The organism is Kitasatospora cinereorecta, from assembly GCF_024172095.1.
GTDB classification, from domain to species: Bacteria; Actinomycetota; Actinomycetes; order Streptomycetales; family Streptomycetaceae; genus Kitasatospora; species Kitasatospora cinereorecta.
Genome location: NZ_JAMZDX010000001.1, coordinates 1500641 through 1517548 on the forward strand (window position 1 = coordinate 1500641; position 16908 = coordinate 1517548).

General features: G+C 74.4%; 15 protein-coding genes. 9 read left to right on the forward strand and 6 right to left on the reverse strand.

Annotated features, from left to right (window positions below):
- Positions 1-102: 102 nt before the first annotated feature.
- Complete coding sequence (locus FHR36_RS06650; RefSeq protein ID WP_253794555.1) at positions 103-1083, forward strand: helix-turn-helix domain-containing protein; 981 nt, start codon at positions 103-105, stop codon at positions 1081-1083.
- Positions 1084-1134: 51 nt separating this feature from the next.
- On the opposite strand, the gene FHR36_RS06655 is transcribed toward FHR36_RS06650, so the two are convergent.
- The 3 genes from FHR36_RS06655 to FHR36_RS06665 all read right to left on the reverse strand — a co-directional run bounded on the left by FHR36_RS06655 (position 1135) and on the right by FHR36_RS06665 (position 5311).
- Positions 1135-1497 (reverse strand): DUF952 domain-containing protein, encoded by a 363-nt coding sequence (locus FHR36_RS06655; RefSeq protein WP_253794557.1) that lies wholly within the window; start codon positions 1495-1497, stop codon positions 1135-1137.
- Positions 1498-1558: 61 nt separating this feature from the next.
- Positions 1559-3130: a mucoidy inhibitor MuiA family protein gene (locus FHR36_RS06660; protein ID WP_253794559.1), complete on the reverse strand. Its 1572-nt coding sequence runs from the start codon at positions 3128-3130 to the stop codon at positions 1559-1561.
- A 3-nt stretch (positions 3131-3133) separates the two neighbouring features.
- Positions 3134-5311 carry a DUF4139 domain-containing protein gene (locus FHR36_RS06665; RefSeq protein ID WP_407660788.1) on the reverse strand — a complete coding sequence of 726 codons (2178 nt, stop codon included), beginning with the start codon at positions 5309-5311 and terminating at the stop codon, positions 3134-3136.
- Positions 5312-5539: 228 nt separating this feature from the next.
- Between FHR36_RS06665 and FHR36_RS06670 the strand changes: the two genes are divergently transcribed.
- The 4 genes from FHR36_RS06670 to der all read left to right on the forward strand — a co-directional run bounded on the left by FHR36_RS06670 (position 5540) and on the right by der (position 9765).
- Positions 5540-6124, forward strand: coding sequence for an SUKH-4 family immunity protein (locus FHR36_RS06670; protein WP_308199195.1), 585 nt, complete (start codon positions 5540-5542; stop codon positions 6122-6124).
- Positions 6125-6212: 88 nt separating this feature from the next.
- Positions 6213-7298, forward strand: a complete 1086-nt coding sequence (locus tag FHR36_RS06675) for a prephenate dehydrogenase (protein ID WP_253794564.1) — start codon at positions 6213-6215, stop codon at positions 7296-7298.
- Positions 7299-7441: 143 nt separating this feature from the next.
- A complete protein-coding gene (gene cmk / locus FHR36_RS06680; protein ID WP_253794565.1) occupies positions 7442-8158 on the forward strand; it encodes a (d)CMP kinase in 717 nt (238 codons plus the stop codon).
- A gap of 152 nt (positions 8159-8310) precedes the next feature.
- A complete protein-coding gene (der, locus tag FHR36_RS06685) occupies positions 8311-9765 on the forward strand; it encodes a ribosome biogenesis GTPase Der (RefSeq protein ID WP_253794567.1) in 1455 nt (484 codons plus the stop codon).
- 92 nt (positions 9766-9857) lie between these two features.
- On the opposite strand, the gene FHR36_RS06690 is transcribed toward der, so the two are convergent.
- Positions 9858-10418: a hypothetical protein gene (locus tag FHR36_RS06690; RefSeq protein WP_253794821.1), complete on the reverse strand. Its 561-nt coding sequence runs from the start codon at positions 10416-10418 to the stop codon at positions 9858-9860.
- Positions 10419-10639: 221 nt separating this feature from the next.
- Positions 10640-11542, reverse strand: a complete 903-nt coding sequence (locus tag FHR36_RS06695) for a DUF8842 C-terminal domain-containing protein (protein ID WP_253794814.1) — start codon at positions 11540-11542, stop codon at positions 10640-10642.
- Between the two features lie 609 nt (positions 11543-12151).
- Between FHR36_RS06695 and FHR36_RS06700 the strand changes: the two genes are divergently transcribed.
- Positions 12152-12946: a LysM peptidoglycan-binding domain-containing protein gene (locus FHR36_RS06700; RefSeq protein ID WP_253794569.1), complete on the forward strand. Its 795-nt coding sequence runs from the start codon at positions 12152-12154 to the stop codon at positions 12944-12946.
- A 236-nt stretch (positions 12947-13182) separates the two neighbouring features.
- Here FHR36_RS06700 and FHR36_RS06705 read toward each other — a convergent pair whose 3' ends face one another.
- Complete coding sequence (locus FHR36_RS06705) at positions 13183-13986, reverse strand: MBL fold metallo-hydrolase (protein ID WP_253794571.1); 804 nt, start codon at positions 13984-13986, stop codon at positions 13183-13185.
- Positions 13987-14199: 213 nt separating this feature from the next.
- On the opposite strand from FHR36_RS06705, the gene FHR36_RS06710 reads away from it, so the two are divergent.
- The 3 genes from FHR36_RS06710 (at position 14200) to FHR36_RS06720 (ending at position 16903) form a co-directional block, all read left to right on the forward strand.
- Complete coding sequence (locus FHR36_RS06710; protein WP_407660789.1) at positions 14200-14952, forward strand: alpha-ketoglutarate-dependent dioxygenase AlkB family protein; 753 nt, start codon at positions 14200-14202, stop codon at positions 14950-14952.
- 162 nt (positions 14953-15114) lie between these two features.
- A complete protein-coding gene (locus FHR36_RS06715; protein WP_253794575.1) occupies positions 15115-15981 on the forward strand; it encodes an acyl-CoA thioesterase in 867 nt (288 codons plus the stop codon).
- 124 nt (positions 15982-16105) lie between these two features.
- Positions 16106-16903, forward strand: a complete 798-nt coding sequence (locus FHR36_RS06720) for a DUF1684 domain-containing protein (protein ID WP_253794577.1) — start codon at positions 16106-16108, stop codon at positions 16901-16903.
- Positions 16904-16908: the final 5 nt, after the last annotated feature.

Consider the following 16908-nt stretch of genomic DNA (forward strand, 5'->3'; position numbering starts at 1 on the left):
TCATCGTGCGGCGTGTTGGCAGAGGATTGCCACCGAAGTTCGCTTCGACGCGTGGCGTAAAAGCGCCACCCGGATCGGAGCAGGGGTGGGGGAAGGAGCGAGGTGCTCGACGCATTCGGAGCGCTCGGCCTCGGGAGGCCGGACGGACAGGTGTACGCGGCGCTGGTGGTGGCACCGCAGTCCACCGCCGGTGAGCTGGCCGAACAGTGCGGTCTGACACTCCAACAGAGCCAGGAGGCCCTGGACCGGTTGGCGGAGCAGGGCATGGCCACCCGCGCCCCGGTGGACCGCGAGCGCTACCTCGCGGTCGCCCCCGACGTCGCCATCGGCACCCTGATCGGCCACCGCGAGGCCGAGCTGCGCAGCGCCCGCGCCGAGATGCACCGCCTCATGGACGCCTTCCGGGAGGCCTCCCGGTACACCGACCCGGCGCACTCGGTCGAGGTGCTCACCGGCGGCGAGGCGATCAACCAGCGCCTCGAGCACCTGGTGGAGACCAGCCACTACCAGATCCGCGGTTTCGACTGCCCGCCGTACGTGATGGACCCGACCGCGCACCAGCCGCGGCAGCGGGCCAAGCTCAAGTCCGGGGTACGGATCCGGACGGTCTTCGACAAGGAGGCCATCGCCTGGCCGGGCCGGCTGGAGCAGGAGATCCTGGTCGGCGTCGAGGACGGCGAGGAGGCGCGGGTGCGGCCGGTCCTGCCGATGAAGATGATGATGTCGGACGACCGGATGGCGATCATCCCGATCAGCGTCGGCGACAGCGTGCTGGACGCCGCCTACGTCATCCACCCCTCGGCCCTGCTGCAGGCGCTGGACGCGCTGTTCGAGGCGGAGTGGGAGCGGGCCGTGCCGCTGCAGACCGCGCTCGGCGGCGACGACCACGGTCCGGGGCCGGAGTCCGACCACCTGAAGCTGCTCGGCCTGCTGGCCGCCGGGCTGACCGACGAGTCGATCGCCCGCTCGCTCGGCTGGAGCGCCCGCACCACCCAGCGCCGCCTCCAGGGCCTGATGCGCGAGCTCGGCGCCACCACCCGCTTCCAGGCCGGCATGGCGGCCCGGGAGCGCGGCTGGCTCTGAGGGCCCCCCAAGACCGCCGGTGGGGGCGGGCGGCTCCTGCCCCCACCGGCGTCAGCTCCAGGGCACCAGGGTGGCCCAGCGGCCGTCCTCGCCCCGCTCCAGCTTCTCCAGGCCCATCACCGCGGTCCGGTTCAGCCGCCCGTAGATGTGCGGGAAGAGCACCCCGGGGGTGGCGCCGGCCGGCGCCCCGCCGGTGGCGGCCTCCCACTTCACCATCGGCTCGACCAGGTTCTCCTCGATCAGCAGGACCATCAGCGGGTCCGGCGTGTCGCGGAAGAAGGCGTTGGCCACCGCCAGCGCCGTCTGCTCGTCCGCCGAGCAGTGGATGAACCCGTCGGTGAGCAGCGACGCGGTCGCGTACGGGCGGCCGGGGTCGCGCAACCAGTCGTCCAGCGGTGCGAGGTGGTAGATCATGTCTCTTTTGTACCGGAGTTGACGGCTCGGCGGTCGATCCGCCCGGGCCCCCGGCGGGGCGTCACAGCCCGGCCACCTTCGCCGCCGCGGACACCTCGTACACCAACGTCACGGTCCGGCGGCCGCCCGGCGGCAGGGCGACGTCCCAGCGGACGATACCCTCGGCGTCCAGCTCGTCCGGCGGCGGGCTGCAGGACTCCTTGCGCAGCCGGACCTCCACCGCCGACACCTCGGAGACCGGGATCCGCTCCCGCAGGGTGACCAGCCGTTCGTCGTGCTCGTCCGGGCCGGAGAAGCGGGACAGGTGCAGCCGGACCGTCCGGGTGACCACCGTGCGCTGGGTGATCCCGGCCGAGGCGCGGCTCTCCTCCGACTCCCGGACCACCCGGTAGCCGTCCGAGGAGCCGAACGCCAGCTCGGCGGGGGCGCCCGGCGCGGTGAAGGCCAGCTCGCCGCGGCCGGCGAAGCCACTGCCCTGGACCAGCTCCACCGGACCGGCCAGCAGCGCGTGCCCGGAGCCGTTGGTGAACCGCACCGTCCGGGTGACCAGCGGGGACAGCTCCGGCGCGCACGCGTACTCGCTGCCCGCCGACGTCTCGAAGACGCCCAGGCCCACCCGGTGCGCCCGCCCGTCGCTCGGCACCGAGGCCGGCGCGGCGGCCCGCAGCACCCGCACCTCGCCGCCGTCGTCCACACCCGGCAGGCCCGGGGCCGCGGCCGGACCGGTGGTGGAGATCTCCTCCTCGCGCAGCTCCACGTCGACCGTGCGGCGCTCCTCGGCGGTCCGCTCGCGCAGGGTGAGCCGGTCCTCGGTCAGCCGGGGCGGCTCGCCGGCCAGCGCCGAACGGGCGGTGGACAGGGTCAGCCGGACACCGGACCAGTCCTCGCCGGTGCGCTGCCACACCACCGCGTCCGTCTCCAGCCGCAGCGTGCCCCCGCTCAGCGTCGCCCGGTAGGCCGGCCGCCACAGCGCACACGGCGTCAGATGCGCCACCCGCAGCTCGGCCCGCCCGGCGGCGGACGCCTCCACCGTCAGCTCCACGTGCGCGGTCAGCTCGGCCGGCTCCTCCTCCGCCTGGTCCAGTGCCGCCTCCGCCTCGGCCAGCTCGGTCGCCAGCTTCACCAGCCGGGAGCGGACCGCCCGGGCCTGCTCGCCGCAGGACTCGCGCTCGGCGTCCACCCGGTCCAGCTCGCGCGACCAGCGGGCGTGCTCCACCTCGCCCCGGCCGGTGCCCTCGCCGACCTCGCGCAGCAGGTCGGCGGCGAGCCGGCCGAGCAGCGCCAGCCGGGCCTCCAGCCGGTCACGGTGGCGGACGGCGGCCAGCTGCTCCTGCTCCAGGGCGTGGATCCGGTGCCGCAGCTCCGAGTCGTCCCCGGTCGGCGGCAGCGGGGCGCGCGGGGTCCAGGCGCGCACCAGCCGGGCGTCCAGCACCCGGGGCGCCGCGCCCTCCTGCTCTCCGGTGGGCAGGAAGGCGGCGTGCAGGGTGCGGTCGACCGCGAGCGCGGTGACCGGGCCCAGCCGCAGCCGCTGGACGCCCGCCGCCAGGTCGAGCACGGCCGAGCGCTCGACGTGGGCGCGGTCCTCCAGACAGGTGACGGCGGTGACCGGCAGCGGGATCGACGAGTCGTTCATGGGTCAGCTCCTCCGGTTTCCGCCGACCAGGGCCTTGCCGGCCGGGATGCGGATCTCGTAGCCGCCGTCGAGGACGGCGGTGCCACCGGCGGGCAGCTCCACCCGCCGCACACGGGCGGACGGCGGGTTGTCCTCCGCCGGGTGGTCCGGTTCGGACCAGGGGGACCAGCCGGGCCGCTCCTCGATCCGTACATCCGGATCGGACGTCACGGGCACCCGCTCGCGCACCTCCACGGTCGCCGGGTGCGGCAGGCGGTTGACCAGCTCCACCCTGACCCGGTGGTCGAGCACGGTGGTGTTGTTCAGCATCCCGGCGGTCGACTCGCGCAACTCGGTACTGCGGGCCACCCGGATGCCCTCCGCCTGCCCCAGCCCCACCCGACGGGAGGCGCCGGGCGCCAGCGTCGGCAGGGCGGCGGTCAGCAGGAACTCCCCGTCCACGCTCACCTCGACCGGACCGGCCAGCAGCGCATGACCACCCGCGTTGGCCAGCACCAGCGTCGCGTACACCGCCTCCTCCACCGCCGGAACGCACACGTACTCGGTGCGCAGCCCCACCGACAGCTCGGCGACGGTGACGGTGTGCCAGGTACCGTCCGACGGGATGTCCGCCGGGGCGGCCGCGTCGTAGCGGTAGTCGAACGAACCGGCCGCCTCACGCGGACGGACCGCGTGGCCGGGCAGCGGCAGCGCCAGCGGCCCCTCGGCCAGCCGCCGCGCCTGCTCTCCCAGCGGGTCCGCCGGGGCACCCGGCAGCAGCCGGCCGCGGCTCGCCGCCGACTCCTGCGGCCCGGCGAGCACCAGGGCCGCGTAGTCCAGCTGCCCGCTGTCGGGCTGCGGCGGGCCGGTCGGCGGGGGCGGGGCCAGCGGCAGCGAGGCCTGCGACAGGGAGGCCTGCGGCATCGGTGCAGCGGGAGGGGCGAAGCCGCGCACCGCGGCGCGGGGCTTCGCCGCCGGCCGCGGGGCCGCCATCGCCGGCGGGGCGCCCACCGGGCCGGGCGCGGCGCCGGGCGCGGCGGGCATCGCCGGGGCCGCGCCGCCGTACCCCATCGCCTCCGGCCCGGCCTTGCGCCGGCGCGGGGCCTCCGCGCGGTCCAGGCTCGACGCCGGCAGGTCGGGCTCGTCCAGCAGTCCGCCGCCGCCGAACGGCTGCGGTGCGGGCGGCGGCCCACCGACGAACGGCGGCGGCAGCGGCGGCCGACCGGCGCCCGCACCCCGCTCCGCGCCGGAGTGCCGGGCGGTGTCGTAGCCGTCGAACAGGTCCGCCAGACCCGGCGGCTGCTCCCGCCAGCCGGACGGCGCCGGGGCCGCCTGGCGGCGCCCGATCCGCACCGACCGCAGCCGGGGCAGCCCGGTCGGCCGGGCCAGATCCGCGGTCGACAGCGCGAGCCGCACTCCCGACCAGTCCTCGCCGGTCAGCTGCGCCACCGAGGCGCGCAGCACCAACCGGCCCTCCGCCTCGCCCTCGCGGTGACTCAGCCGGTACGTCGGCACCCACACCGCGCCCGGCACCACGTACTCGATCTCCAGCTCGACCCGGCTGTCCGCCGCCTCGGCGCCGACGACGGTGAGCGCGGCAACCGCGGCCGTCTCCAGCGGTCTGGACGGGGCCGCGGTGGAACTGCGCGCCAGCTCGTCGCGGGCGACGTCCAGGACGTGCTCGGCCAGCCGCAGCTCCTCGTCCAGCTCGGCCAGGCGCCCGTGCAGGACGGTCAGCCTGCCGTCCACGAAGTCGGCCAGCTCCAGCCAGGCGTCGGCCGGCGTACGGCGGTGCGGCTCGCCCCTGCGGGGCTCCGGCGGCAGCGGCTGCAGGGCCGCCACCTCCTCGATCCGGGCGTGCAACCGGGTCCGCCGCTCGAACACGGCGTCGCGCTCCTCGGCCAGCCGCTCCACCCGGGTCCGCAGCTCGGGCAGGTCGGCGGGCCGGTGCGTCCGGACCTCCGCCTCCAGCCGGGCCTCGGCGACCCGCCCCGGCCCGCCCACCACCCGGGCCCGCAGCGACTCCGGCCGCAGCGCCCGCGGCAGACCGCCGACCCGCACCCGCCCGCCGTCCGCCACCGTCCCGGCCGCCCGCCGACGGCACACCGCGCCGACCGCGTGCACCACCACCGAGTCCAGCCGCGACTCCCAGACCGCGCTGCCCGCGTCCGCACCCGTTGCCGCTGTCGTCTCCGCCGCCACCCGCCGTGCCCCCTTCGTCCGATCCCCGCCCGGGCGCCCAGTCTGCACCCGCACCCCGCCCAGGTCGCCGGATTTCCCCTGCGCGTCGGTGAATTGGACGACCCACCCGGGCCCCCGGTTGCGACGCCGGCCGGGCAGCGGCTGCCTGGCGGACCCGTCCCGGGCGTTGATCGGCTAAGGTCCGGCACGGCTGTGCCAGGGCGACGGGGTCGGAAAGCGGTGGGTCAGGTGGTCGACCGGACGACGATGGAGTCGGTGTTCGACGCCGATCGCCTGGTCGTGCTGGACGCGGAACGGCTCACGGCGGTGCCGCACGGGACGACCCGCGCGTATCTCCGGGACATCGGACTGCCGGACCAACTCGGCAGCTGGTTCCGCCTCGCCCGCGGGTGGGACGAGGGCGACGTCACCATCGGTGGTGAGAACTTCCGAAGGCTGTCGGAGTGGTACCCCGGCCGGCCGTACGACATGGCGCACTGGCTGAACATCGGGGGGATCGGCGACGACGACATCGCCGTGGACGTGGCTTCCGGGACTGTCTACGCCCTCCCCGAGAACGGCCCGACCCCGTGCGTCCTCAACACCGACCTCCAGCGGTTCGCCTCGTTCCTCCACCTGCTCGAGGTCGAGCGCCTCGAGTACGACGGTGAGGCGGCGACCGCGGCGGGCCTCGACGAGTACGACCCCGAGGGTGCCGCCGAGCGACTCCTCGCCTTCATGCGAGGGAGTGATCCGCTCGCGCCGCTCGACGACCCGGAGTCCGTCTGGTGCAAGGTGCTGCGCCGGGTGGAGAGCGGCATGGCCTACCAGTAGCCCGGGGTGCGGGCGGATGCGAGAGGATGGGGCAGCACCGGGACCCGCCCGTACGCCCAGAACCACCGCCCAGGAGACGTACCCCGCCATGCGCACTGTCGCCGTCGTCGGCACCGGACTGATCGGCACCTCCGCCGCACTCGCCCTCACCGGCCGCGGGCTGCACGTGTATCTGGAGGACGCCGACCCGGACGCCGCGCGGACCGCGGCGTCGCTCGGGGCCGGTACCACCGAGCTGCCGGACGGGCCGGTGGACCTGGCGGTCGTGGCGGTGCCCCCGGCGCTGGTCGGGAGCGTGCTCGCCGACTGCCAGCGGCGCGGGCTGGCCCGCTGCTACACCGACGTGGCGAGCGTGAAGTCCGGTCCGCGGGCGGAGATCGCCTCGCTCGGCCTGGACACCGTCCACTACATCGGCAGTCACCCGATGGCGGGCCGGGAGCGCTCCGGGCCGCTGGCGGCCCGCGCCGACCTGTTCGAGGGCCGGCCCTGGGTGCTCACGCCGACCCCGGAGACCGACACCGAGACGCTCAACGCGGCGCTGGAGCTGGTCGCCCTGTGCGGCGCGATGCCGATCGTGATGGACGCGGCCGCCCACGACCGCGCGGTCGCGCTGGTCTCGCACGCCCCGCAGCTGCTGTCCTCGCTGGTCGCGGCGCGCCTGGAGCACGCCGACGAGACCGCGATAAGGCTGTCCGGCCAGGGTGTGCGCGACGTCACCCGGATCGCCGCCTCCAACCCCGCGATGTGGGTCGACATCCTCTCCGCCAACGCCGGCGTGGTCGCCGACATCCTGGAGGAGGTCGCCGCCGACCTGGACGAGACCGTCACCGCCCTGCGCGCCCTGCAGGCCGCCGACGAGGGCGAGCGGAATGCCGGAGCGGCCGGGATCGAGGCGGTCATGCGCCGCGGCAACACCGGCCAGGCCCGCATCCCCGGCAAGCATGGCGCCCCGCCGACCCGCTACGAGACGGTCGCGGTCGTCCTCGGCGACCAGCCGGGCGAGCTGGGCCGCCTGTTCGGCGAGGTCGGCGCGCTCGGCGTGAACATCGAGGACGTCACCATCGAGCACTCGACCGGCCAGCAGGTCGGCCACGTCCAGCTCGCCGTCGCCCCGGGCGCCGTCAAGACGCTCACCGCGGGTCTGCGCGCCCGCGGCTGGAGCGTCCGCGACTGACCCCCCGGCCTCCGGCTTTCGGTCGCCCGCAGGGTCGCCCGGTCGGAGTACGGGAGGGCCGGAGGACGGCGGTCCGGGGACGGGGCGGCGGTCGTCTAACCTTGAGGTAGCCGTCCCCGTGCATGCAGAGAGAGGTTCGCCCCGTGGAAACTGCCGACCGAGCGTCGCACGCCCCGGTCGTCGTCGCCATCGACGGACCCTCCGGCTCCGGGAAGTCGACCGTCTCCCGGGCGGTCGCCGCCCGGCTGGGGCTGAGCTTCCTGGACACCGGCGCGATGTACCGGGCGATGACCTGGTGGATGCTGGCCAACGACGTCGACGTGGACGACGCCGATGCCGTCGCCATCGCCTGCACCAAGCCCGTGATCGTCTCCGGCACGGACGCCGACGGCCCGACCATAACGGTCGACGGCCAGGACGTCTCCGGCCCGATCCGCGGCCCCGAGGTGACCGCCAAGGTCAGCGCGGTCGCCGCCGTTCCGGCCGTCCGCAGCCGGCTGGTCGAGCTGCAGCGCGGCTGCGCCGAGGTCGCCGAGCGCGGCATCGTCGCCGAGGGCCGCGACATGGGCTCGGTGGTCTTCCCGACCGCCACCGTCAAGGTCTTCCTGACCGCCTCCGAGGCCGCCCGCACCGAGCGCCGGGCCGCCGAACTGCGGGCCAAGGGCCTGGACGAGGCGACCATCACCGCGATGGCCGCCGACCTGGCCCGCCGCGACGCCGCGGACTCCTCCCGGGAGACCGCGCCGCTCACCCAGGCGCCCGACGCCGTCCTGGTCGACACCAGCACGCTCACCCTGGAGCAGGTGATCGACCGGATCACCGGGCTGGTCGAGGAACGGGCCCGCCTGTTCACCGTCTGATGTCCGTCGACTGACGGCTGTGGCCGGCACCGGTCCGGCCGACCCCACTTTGTCCAAGGCCGCGCGTCCGCGCGGTCTCGCGCTGCCCGTACGGGCAGGTACGCACGGTGCGCCCCTGGGAAGGGCCGTACCGGGAAACGGAAGAACGCAGCATGAGCAACGACACCTCCGCCCACCACGGCGAGCTCGGCGACGCCGAGTACGCCGAGTTCATGGCGCTGGCCGCCGAAGAGGGCTTCGACATCGACGAGGTCGACGCCGACCTGGACGCCGCCTCGCACGGCCCGCTGCCGGTGCTGGCCGTCGTCGGCCGCCCGAATGTCGGCAAGTCGACCCTGGTCAACCGCATCATCGGCCGCCGCGAGGCGGTCGTCGAGGACCGTCCCGGCGTCACTCGTGACCGGGTCACCTACGAGGCGACGTGGAACGGCCGCCGCTTCAAGCTCGTCGACACCGGCGGCTGGGAGATCGACGTCCTCGGCATCGACAAGCTGGTCGCGACCCAGGCCGAGTACGGCATCGAGAGCGCCGACGCCGTCCTGTTCGTGGTCGACGCCACCGTCGGCGCCACCGACACCGACGAGGCCCTGGTCAAGCTGATCCGCCGGGCCGGCAAGCCCGTCGTGCTCTGCGCCAACAAGGTCGACGGCCCGTCCACCGAGGCCGAGGCCGCCTACCTGTGGTCGCTCGGCCTCGGCGAGCCGTACCCCGTCTCGGCGCTGCACGGCCGCGGCTCCGGCGACCTGCTGGACGCCGTCCTCAAGGCGCTGCCCGAGGCCCCGCCGCAGACCTTCGGCAACGGCCAGCTCGGCGGCCCCCGCCGGGTCGCCCTGATCGGCCGCCCGAACGTCGGGAAGTCCAGCCTGCTCAACAAGGTCGCCGGCGAGGACCGCGTGGTCGTCAACGAGCTGGCCGGCACCACCCGCGACCCGGTCGACGAGATGATCGAACTCGGCGGCAAGACCTGGAAGTTCGTCGACACCGCCGGTATCCGCCGCCGGGTCCACCTGACCGCTGGCGCCGACTTCTACGCCTCGCTGCGCACCTCCTCCGCGCTGGAGAAGGCCGAGGTGGCGGTCGTCCTGATCGACGCCAGCGAGACCCTGGCCGAGCAGGACACCCGGATCATCTCGATGGCCGTCGAGGCCGGCCGGGCCGTCGTCATCGCGTACAACAAGTGGGACCAGCTCGACGAGGAGCGCCGCTACTACCTGGAGCGCGAGATCGAGCGCGATCTCGTCCAGGTGCAGTGGGCCCCCCGGGTCAACGTCTCGGCCAAGACCGGCCGGCACATGGAGAAGCTCGTCCCGGCGATCGAGACCGCGCTGGAGGGCTGGGAGACCCGCATCACGACGGCGCGCCTGAACGCCTTCCTCGGCGAGCTGGTCGCCTCCCACCCGCACCCGATCCGCGGCGGCAAGCAGCCGCGCATCCTGTTCGGCACCCAGGCGGGCACCCGTCCGCCGCGGTTCGTGCTGTTCGCCTCCGGCTTCCTGGAGGCCGGCTACCGCCGCTTCGTCGAGCGCCGGCTGCGCGAGGAGTTCGGGTTCGAGGGGACGCCGATCTCGATCTCGGTGCGGGTGCGGGAGAAGCGCAAGCGCAAGTAGTGACGTGAACCGTTGACGGTACGGCCGAGGGCCGGGTGAGGAGCGCTCCTCACCCGGCCCTCGGCCGTACCGTCACCCGCGTTGCTGTCCGGTCACTCGCCGCGTCCCGGGGGCAGGGACAGCATCGAACGGTGCCGTCCGCCGCTCCCGGCCGGAGCGGTCGGCGAACCTGCGGCCGACGTCTGGCCCGTCGCCGGGGACGACTGCCCGGAGCCGCCGAGGTAGCCGGCCGCGATCCAGCCCTGACCGTTGCCGGAGGCCCCGGCCGACGGCTGCGCCTGCGCGGGCATGAACTGCGGCACCCCGTGGGACTGGCCCGGGTAGGTCTGGAAGGTCTGCTGCTGGGGGTACGGCAGCGCGTCGCGCGTCCCGCGCAGGTCGCGGCTCTCCCGCAACTCCACGCTCTCCCGGGGCTCGCGGACGGCGAAGCCGGTGAACCGCATGTGCTCCTCGCCCGTCCGGTCACCCGGCAGGGCGCGGAACAGCCGCCGGTACTCGGAGTACAGCGCGTCGTAGATCGGGGTGGCGGAGGACGGGTGCTCCGCGTCGTACGACGGCCGCATGCTCGGGATCGAGCGAGCGGCGGAAGCGGCGGCGGTGGAGGCGTAGGAGGCGGAGGGGCGGCTGGGAGCGGCGACGTCGTAGCTGTACACGTAGAGCCAACGAGTGAGGGCGGCGGGGGATGCGGGCGTGTCGCGGGCTGTCCTATGCCAGTTCGGATCTTGACGGCGCGGTGCCTCCGAGCCTGATGGGTGGGGTGGTTGACGGTCCGTCCGGTGGTGTCGGCACCGTCGTCGGTGGCGTCGGCAACGCCGGCCGGGGCCGCTGCGGGCAGCCCCGGGCCGGCGTCGACGGCCGCGGGTGCGGTGCGGGCTCAGGTGCCGGCGAGCGGGAGCAGCGCAGCGGCCAGCACGCCGCTCGCGGCGGCGCGGTCGAGCGCCATCCGGAGCAGGTCCTCGCGGGGTTGGCGGCCGATGGTGCCGGCCGGGACGGCGTACATGATCACCTCGGACTGCCGTCCGGCCGCCACCCGCCACGCGTCGGTGACCTGGAACGGCGCGTGCGCCTGCCACCACGCCGCACTGCCGCCGGTGGCCGACGGCTGCAGGATCGCGTGCAGCTTGCCCATCGCCATCAGCACCGACCAGCCGGTCCGCGGCCGGACCGGCGCGTTGTTGACGTCCTGGACCAGCTGGAAGCCGTGATCGGTGAGCAGGGAGAGGAACTCGTCCTCGCCACTGGTGTTGCCGGGGCGGCCGATCGGTCCGGTCGGTTCGACCACCAGCGAGGCGTACCCGGTGTCGCCGCACAGCACGATGCCGCAGGTGACGCCGAGGACGGCGAGCTGGGTCGGCTTGGCTGCGGCGGCGGTGGCGGGGGAGGGGGTGTTCACGGACGGCGCGACCGGTCCGGGCGCCGCACCACCCGGGCCGGCCGGGGGTGCGGCGGAGGGAGAGGGCGAGTGCGGCAGGGCGGCGGTGAGCGATTCGGGGGTGCCGCCGGTGCCCTGGGTCTGGCTGATGCTGCGGACCGCGCCGAGCAGCTGCTCCTCGGAGACCGCCACCACCTGGGACGGGATGCAGCGGGCGTGGGCGAACGCCAGGACGGCGGTCTCGTCGCCGACGAAGAGCACAGTGCTGGTGGGCTCCCGATGGGAGTCGCCCGGCTGACGGCAGGAGGTGCAGTCGTAGGCGTCGGGCGCGTGGGCGCCGGCCAGCAGGTTGTCGGCCTCGTCGTCGCCGATCTCGGCTCGTACGTCCTCGCTCACCTCGAGCATGCGTGACACGGAGACTCCTCGGTTCTTGGGGACACGGCGGTGCTTCGGGGGACACGGCGCGGGTGTGCGCCCGACCGCCATTACCAACGGGCCGCTGTGGCTGGGGTCACGGGTGCGCTCGGCACCGACGGGAATTGCCGCCGTTCTGACTGCCCTGGGTGCCCGCCGCGTCGCAATGTGTCGACGCTGTGCCCGACCTCACAGGGCCGAAACTGTGACGGCGGCCATCTCGGGGCAGTGTTCGATCTTTGAAATGACGGACAAATCGGGCGGATTGCCCCATAGTGCTAGATCGATACCGCTGGTAACGCCGGTTTGACCTGGGAAGACCCGAAAGCGCTTGGCGCCCGTGACGCCGACTCGTAGCTTCGTACCCAGTGCAACGAGCACTTCCCGGGTTCACCCCCTGAAAGCACGGCCCGCCGGTCCCGTACCGGCGGACACCGGCCCACCGGACACGAGGCCTTCGGCCCGACCGGTGCGCAGCGGGTGGCTGGGGCGGCGCGGCACGTCCGACACGTGCACGGCCGCCTTGCGGACGCGGTGAGCGAACCATGCCTTCCACGGCTTGGTTCCGCATGCCCGCCCGGGGCTGTCGAGAGGACTCTCATGACCTTCCGTAACGAGACCGCCGCTGCCACCACCACCACCGCCACCAAGCGCAACCGCGTGCGGATGGCCGTCATGGGCGGCGCCATCGCCGTCCTTCCGGTGGCCGGCCTCGTCACGGCCACCACGGCCTCCGCCGCGCCCGTCTCCACCTGGGACAAGGTCGCGCAGTGCGAGTCCACCGGTAACTGGGCCATCAACACCGGCAACGGTTTCTACGGCGGCCTGCAGTTCACCTCCTCCACCTGGGCCGCGTACGGCGGCACCGCGTACGCCCCGCAGGCCAACCTGGCCACCAAGGCGCAGCAGATCGCGATCGCCGAGAAGGTGCTGGCCGACCAGGGCCCCGGCGCCTGGCCCGTCTGCTCCATCCAGGCCGGTCTGACCAAGGGCGGCGCCGCCGCCCAGGTCGACACCTCCGCCTCCAACGCCACCTCGGACCAGGCCGCCTCGCGCAGCGAGACCCGCGCCCAGGCTCCGCAGGCCGCCACCCAGCAGGCCGCCCCGAAGCAGGACGCCGCGCCGAAGGCCGCCCCCAAGCCGGCCGCTGCCCCGAAGCAGGACACCACCCCGGCTCCGGTCCAGAAGAAGTCCGCCCCGGCCAAGACCACCCCGGCCCCCAAGGCCCCGGTCAACACCGCCAAGGGCGGCAGCTACACCGTCAAGTCCGGTGACACCCTGAGCAAGATCGCCGCGTCCAAGGGCCTGGACTGGCACGCCGTGTACAACACCAACAAGGGCGTCGTCGGCGGCAACCCGGACCTGATCTTCCCGGGCCAGGTCCTGTCGTTCTGACACCCCCCGACCTGACGGGCGTCGTCGTCCCGGAGCCGCCGACCTGACCCGAGCTGCCCCCGGCCCGCGCCACCGTCGGCCGCGCGAAGCCGCCGACCGCCTCCCCTCGCGGGAGCGGTCGGCGGCTCTCGCCGTTGCGGGGGGGGGGCGGGTGGTTGGCGTGGCCGAGCTGCGCCCGCCGCATCGGCGTCCTCGCTGTCCCGGCCGGTTGACCGGGGCGCGGTGCCGTCCGCAGCTCACCCCCAGGGCAGCTCACCCTTGGCGACCTTGGTCCCGAGTTCCGCCGCCAGCGGGAGCCCCGCGTCCGGGTAGCGCCGCTTGAGGCCCGCCACGGCGCCGGCGGCGTCGGAGGACTTGCCGAGCTCCGTCTCGAACGCCTTCAGGTAGTCGCGCGTCCACCCGATCGCCGTCGCGTCGTCCGGACCGTCCGCCAGCCGGTGCCCGGCGGCGACCATGAACGGGTCCAGCGTCTCCATCTCGTCCAGCAGGTCGATCCACGCCTCGCGCTGCGCCGCGTGCGGCGTGTCCGCCGTCCACACGTGCACCCCCTCGTACAGCAGCACCCCGCCGAGGAGCGAACGGCTGCGGTGCTCCCAGAGGTAGTGGTGGTCGGGCAGCCCGAGCGACGCACCGCGGACCTCCAGCCGGTGGCCCTCCAGCTCCAGGGCGTCGTCGTCCAGCGCCTCCAGCGCGACCAGGCGGGTCGACAGCTCGTCCCCCAGCCGCGCCCATGCCGCGACCTTGTCCCGGTACGTCTCCTCGATGCGCTGCACCACCGGCGCGGGAGCCAGGAACCGCGCCTCCGGGAAGGCGTCCCGCAGCACCTCGGCCCCGAAATAGCAGTCCGGATCGCCGTGGCTGATGAACACCGTCGACAGCCGCCGACCGCTCGCCGCCACCTCCTGCGCCAGCCGCCGCCCGTCCGACAGCCGGAAGCCGGCGTCCACCAGCACCGCCTGGTGCATGCCCAGCACCAGCACCGAGGTCTTGTGCAGCGACGCGTCGGAGAAGTCGATGATCCTGTACTCGAGGGGATTCATCCCTGCTCCTTCCGCTCGTCGTCCGACCGGCTCTGCAGTGCTGTCCGGTTCCGCGCTGCTGTCCGGTTCCGCGGTGTGTCCGTGCGGCAAGGGGTACGGGCGCCGGACGCCTCCCAGAGGCCAGCCTCTGTCCCGCCGCTCCACCGCGCACCCGCGCACCGCCGTCCGCTGCGCCGAACGGCCCACCCGCACGGCGGAGGCGGCGGTGGAAGGATGGACGGCGTGACCGGCCACTCCTCCCCGCAGTCCGGCGGCGTGTCCGGGTCCGAACTGTTCCCGCGGGAGCGGGCCGACCCGGCACCGGGCGCCGTCCTGCTGCCCGACTGGCTCGACCCGGACGAGCAGCGCGCCCTGGTCGAGGCGTGCCGCGACTGGGCCAGGCCGCCGGCCGGGATGCGGACGGTGACCCTGCCCACCGGCGGCGTGATGTCGGTACGAATGGTCTGCCTCGGCTGGCACTGGTACCCGTACGGCTACGCGAAGACGGTGGTCGACGGCGACGGCGCGCCGGTCAAGCCCTTCCCGGCCGAGCTGGGCGACCTCGCCCGGCGCGCGCTCGACGCCGCGTACGGACCGTCGCCGGACGGAACCGCAGGCCGTCCGGGGAAGGCCGCGATCGCGGGCGCGGGCGTGGATGCGTACGACCCGGACATCGCCGTGGTCAACCACTACCCCCACGGCGCCAGGATGGGCCTGCACCGCGACCGCGAGGAGCGGATCGACGCCCCCGTCGTCTCCCTCTCGCTCGGCGACACCTGCGTCTTCCGGCTCGGCAACACCGAGACCCGCACCCGCCCCTGGACCGACCTGGAGCTGCGCAGCGGCGACCTGCTGGTCTTCGGCGGCCCGTCCCGCTTCGCGTACCACGGGGTGGTGCGCACGCTCCCCGGCACCGCGGATCCGGCGCTCGGCCTGGTGGGGCGGCTCAACATCACCGTCCGGCAGTCGGGTCTCCCGCCGTCCTGACCGTCCTGACCGTCCCGACGGTCCCATGACCGGACGCCGTGGTCCGATTGACCGCCCCGGGCGGCGGGAATTGGAGGGCCGCGAGGACACTTGAGGGTGGACGAAGGCGGTGGCCGCGGGCCCACCCCGAGCCGGACGGCCGCCGGGAGAGGGAGCACACCCATGGGAACCCCCGTCGACCAGCTCGTCGACCTGCTCGACCTGGAGCAGATCGAGCTGAACATCTTCCGCGGCCGCAGCCCCGAGGAGGCGCTGCAGCGCACCTTCGGCGGCCAGGTCGCCGGCCAGGCGCTGGTGGCCGCGGGCCGTACGGTCGACGCGGACCGCCCCGTGCACTCGCTGCACTCCTACTTCCTGCGCCCCGGCATCCCCGGCGTGCCGATCGTCTACCAGGTCGACCGGATCCGCGACGGCCGCTCGTTCACCACCCGCCGGGTGCTCGCCATCCAGGGCGGGCGGTCGATCTTCGCCCTGACCGCCGACTTCCACAAGCCCGAGGAGGGCGGGATCGAGCACCAGGTCGCCATGCCGGACGTTCCCGCACCCGAGGACCTGCCCAGCGCGCTCGACGAGGTCGGTTCCCGGCTCGGCGAGCTGCCGCCGTTCATCAGCCGCCGCCAGCCCTTCGACATCCGGTACGTCGACCGGCTCCGCTGGACCGAGGAGGAACTGGCCGGCGTCGAGGCGCGCAGCGGCGTCTGGCTGCGGACCAACGGCGCACTGCCCGACGACCCGCTGATCCACGTCTGCGCGCTCACGTACGCCAGCGACATGACGCTGCTCGACGCCGTCCGCGCCCCCGTCGAACCGCTCTGGGGCCAGCGGAACTTCGACATGGCCTCGCTCGACCACGCGATGTGGTTCCACCGCCCGTTCCGGGCCGACGACTGGCTGCTTTACCAGCAGGAGTCGCCGATCGCCCACGCCGCCCGCGGCCTCGCCAGGGGCGAGATCTACGACCGCAGCGGGCGCCTCGTCGTCTCCGTCGTACAGGAGGGACTCTTCCGCCCACTTTCCGCCGACCGCTGACGCCGTACCGTCCGCCGCTGCCGTCACCGACGCTCCTGACGCTTCCGATGGTCGGAGTTGTCCGCCACTCACGTTCGACCGGCTACCACCGGCCGCCCCGCACTCCCCGGGAGGGATCGTTCCGATGACCGCCACCGCCGCTGAGGAATGGAAGCACTGGACGGAGGCCCGCACCGCCTCGGTCAGCGCCCCGCACGGCCCGCTCGCGCTGACCGGCACCCACTGGCTGGAGCCCGAGCCCGCCGAGATCCCCGGCCTGCCCGGCCGCTGGTGGGCCGAGGACGGCCACGTGCGGCTGAGCATCAGCGCGGCGGACGGCATCCGGCTGGAGCACGGCGACGGCGCCCTCGACGGCGAGGTGGCGCTGCGCCCCGACACCGACCCCAAGGCCGACCTGGCAGTCCTCGACCAGCTGCGCCTGGTGCCGATCGAGCGCGAGGGCGAGCTCGCCCTGCGCGTCTTCGACCCCGACTCCCATGCGCGGTCCTCTTTCGCCGGAATCTCCGTCTTCCCGTACGCCGGCGAATGGGCCGTACCCGCCGTCTTCACCGCCTTCGAGAGCGGCGAGCAGGCCGTCCTCGTCCCCAACGCGGACGGCCGCGAGCGGCCCCTGGAGATCACCGGCAAGATCGCCTTCACCCTCGCCGGCGAACCCCACAGCCTCACCGTCAGCCGCTCCGGCAACCGCCTCACCGGCGTGATCGCCGACGCCACCAGCGGCCACGAGACCTACCGCTTCCGCTTCATCACCCTCCCCGCCCCCGACGCCGACGGCCACACCGTCCTCGACCTCAACCGCGCCTACCTGCCGCCCTGCGCCTTCGCCGACCACTTCGTCTGCCCCTTCCCGCCCCCGGGAAACCGGCTCACCGTCGCCGTCGAGGCGGGGGAGCGGCACGTGATCACCGCAGAGACCGGCTGACGCCT

Excerpts from the sequence above, each read along its gene's own strand:
- FHR36_RS06710 (WP_407660789.1), top strand. The coding sequence starts at position 14,200 with ATGGACGGCGTGACCGGCCACTCCTCCCCGCAGTCCGGCGGCGTGTCC.
- FHR36_RS06705 (WP_253794571.1), bottom strand. The coding sequence starts at position 13,986 with ATGAATCCCCTCGAGTACAGGATCATCGACTTCTCCGACGCGTCGCTG.
- FHR36_RS06715 (WP_253794575.1), top strand. The coding sequence starts at position 15,115 with ATGGGAACCCCCGTCGACCAGCTCGTCGACCTGCTCGACCTGGAGCAG.
- FHR36_RS06720 (WP_253794577.1), top strand. The coding sequence starts at position 16,106 with ATGACCGCCACCGCCGCTGAGGAATGGAAGCACTGGACGGAGGCCCGC.
- FHR36_RS06655 (WP_253794557.1), bottom strand. The coding sequence starts at position 1,497 with ATGATCTACCACCTCGCACCGCTGGACGACTGGTTGCGCGACCCCGGC.
- FHR36_RS06675 (WP_253794564.1), top strand. The coding sequence starts at position 6,213 with ATGCGCACTGTCGCCGTCGTCGGCACCGGACTGATCGGCACCTCCGCC.
- FHR36_RS06695 (WP_253794814.1), bottom strand. The coding sequence starts at position 11,542 with ATGCTCGAGGTGAGCGAGGACGTACGAGCCGAGATCGGCGACGACGAG.
- FHR36_RS06660 (WP_253794559.1), bottom strand. The coding sequence starts at position 3,130 with ATGAACGACTCGTCGATCCCGCTGCCGGTCACCGCCGTCACCTGTCTG.
- der (WP_253794567.1), top strand. The coding sequence starts at position 8,311 with ATGAGCAACGACACCTCCGCCCACCACGGCGAGCTCGGCGACGCCGAG.
- FHR36_RS06700 (WP_253794569.1), top strand. The coding sequence starts at position 12,152 with ATGACCTTCCGTAACGAGACCGCCGCTGCCACCACCACCACCGCCACC.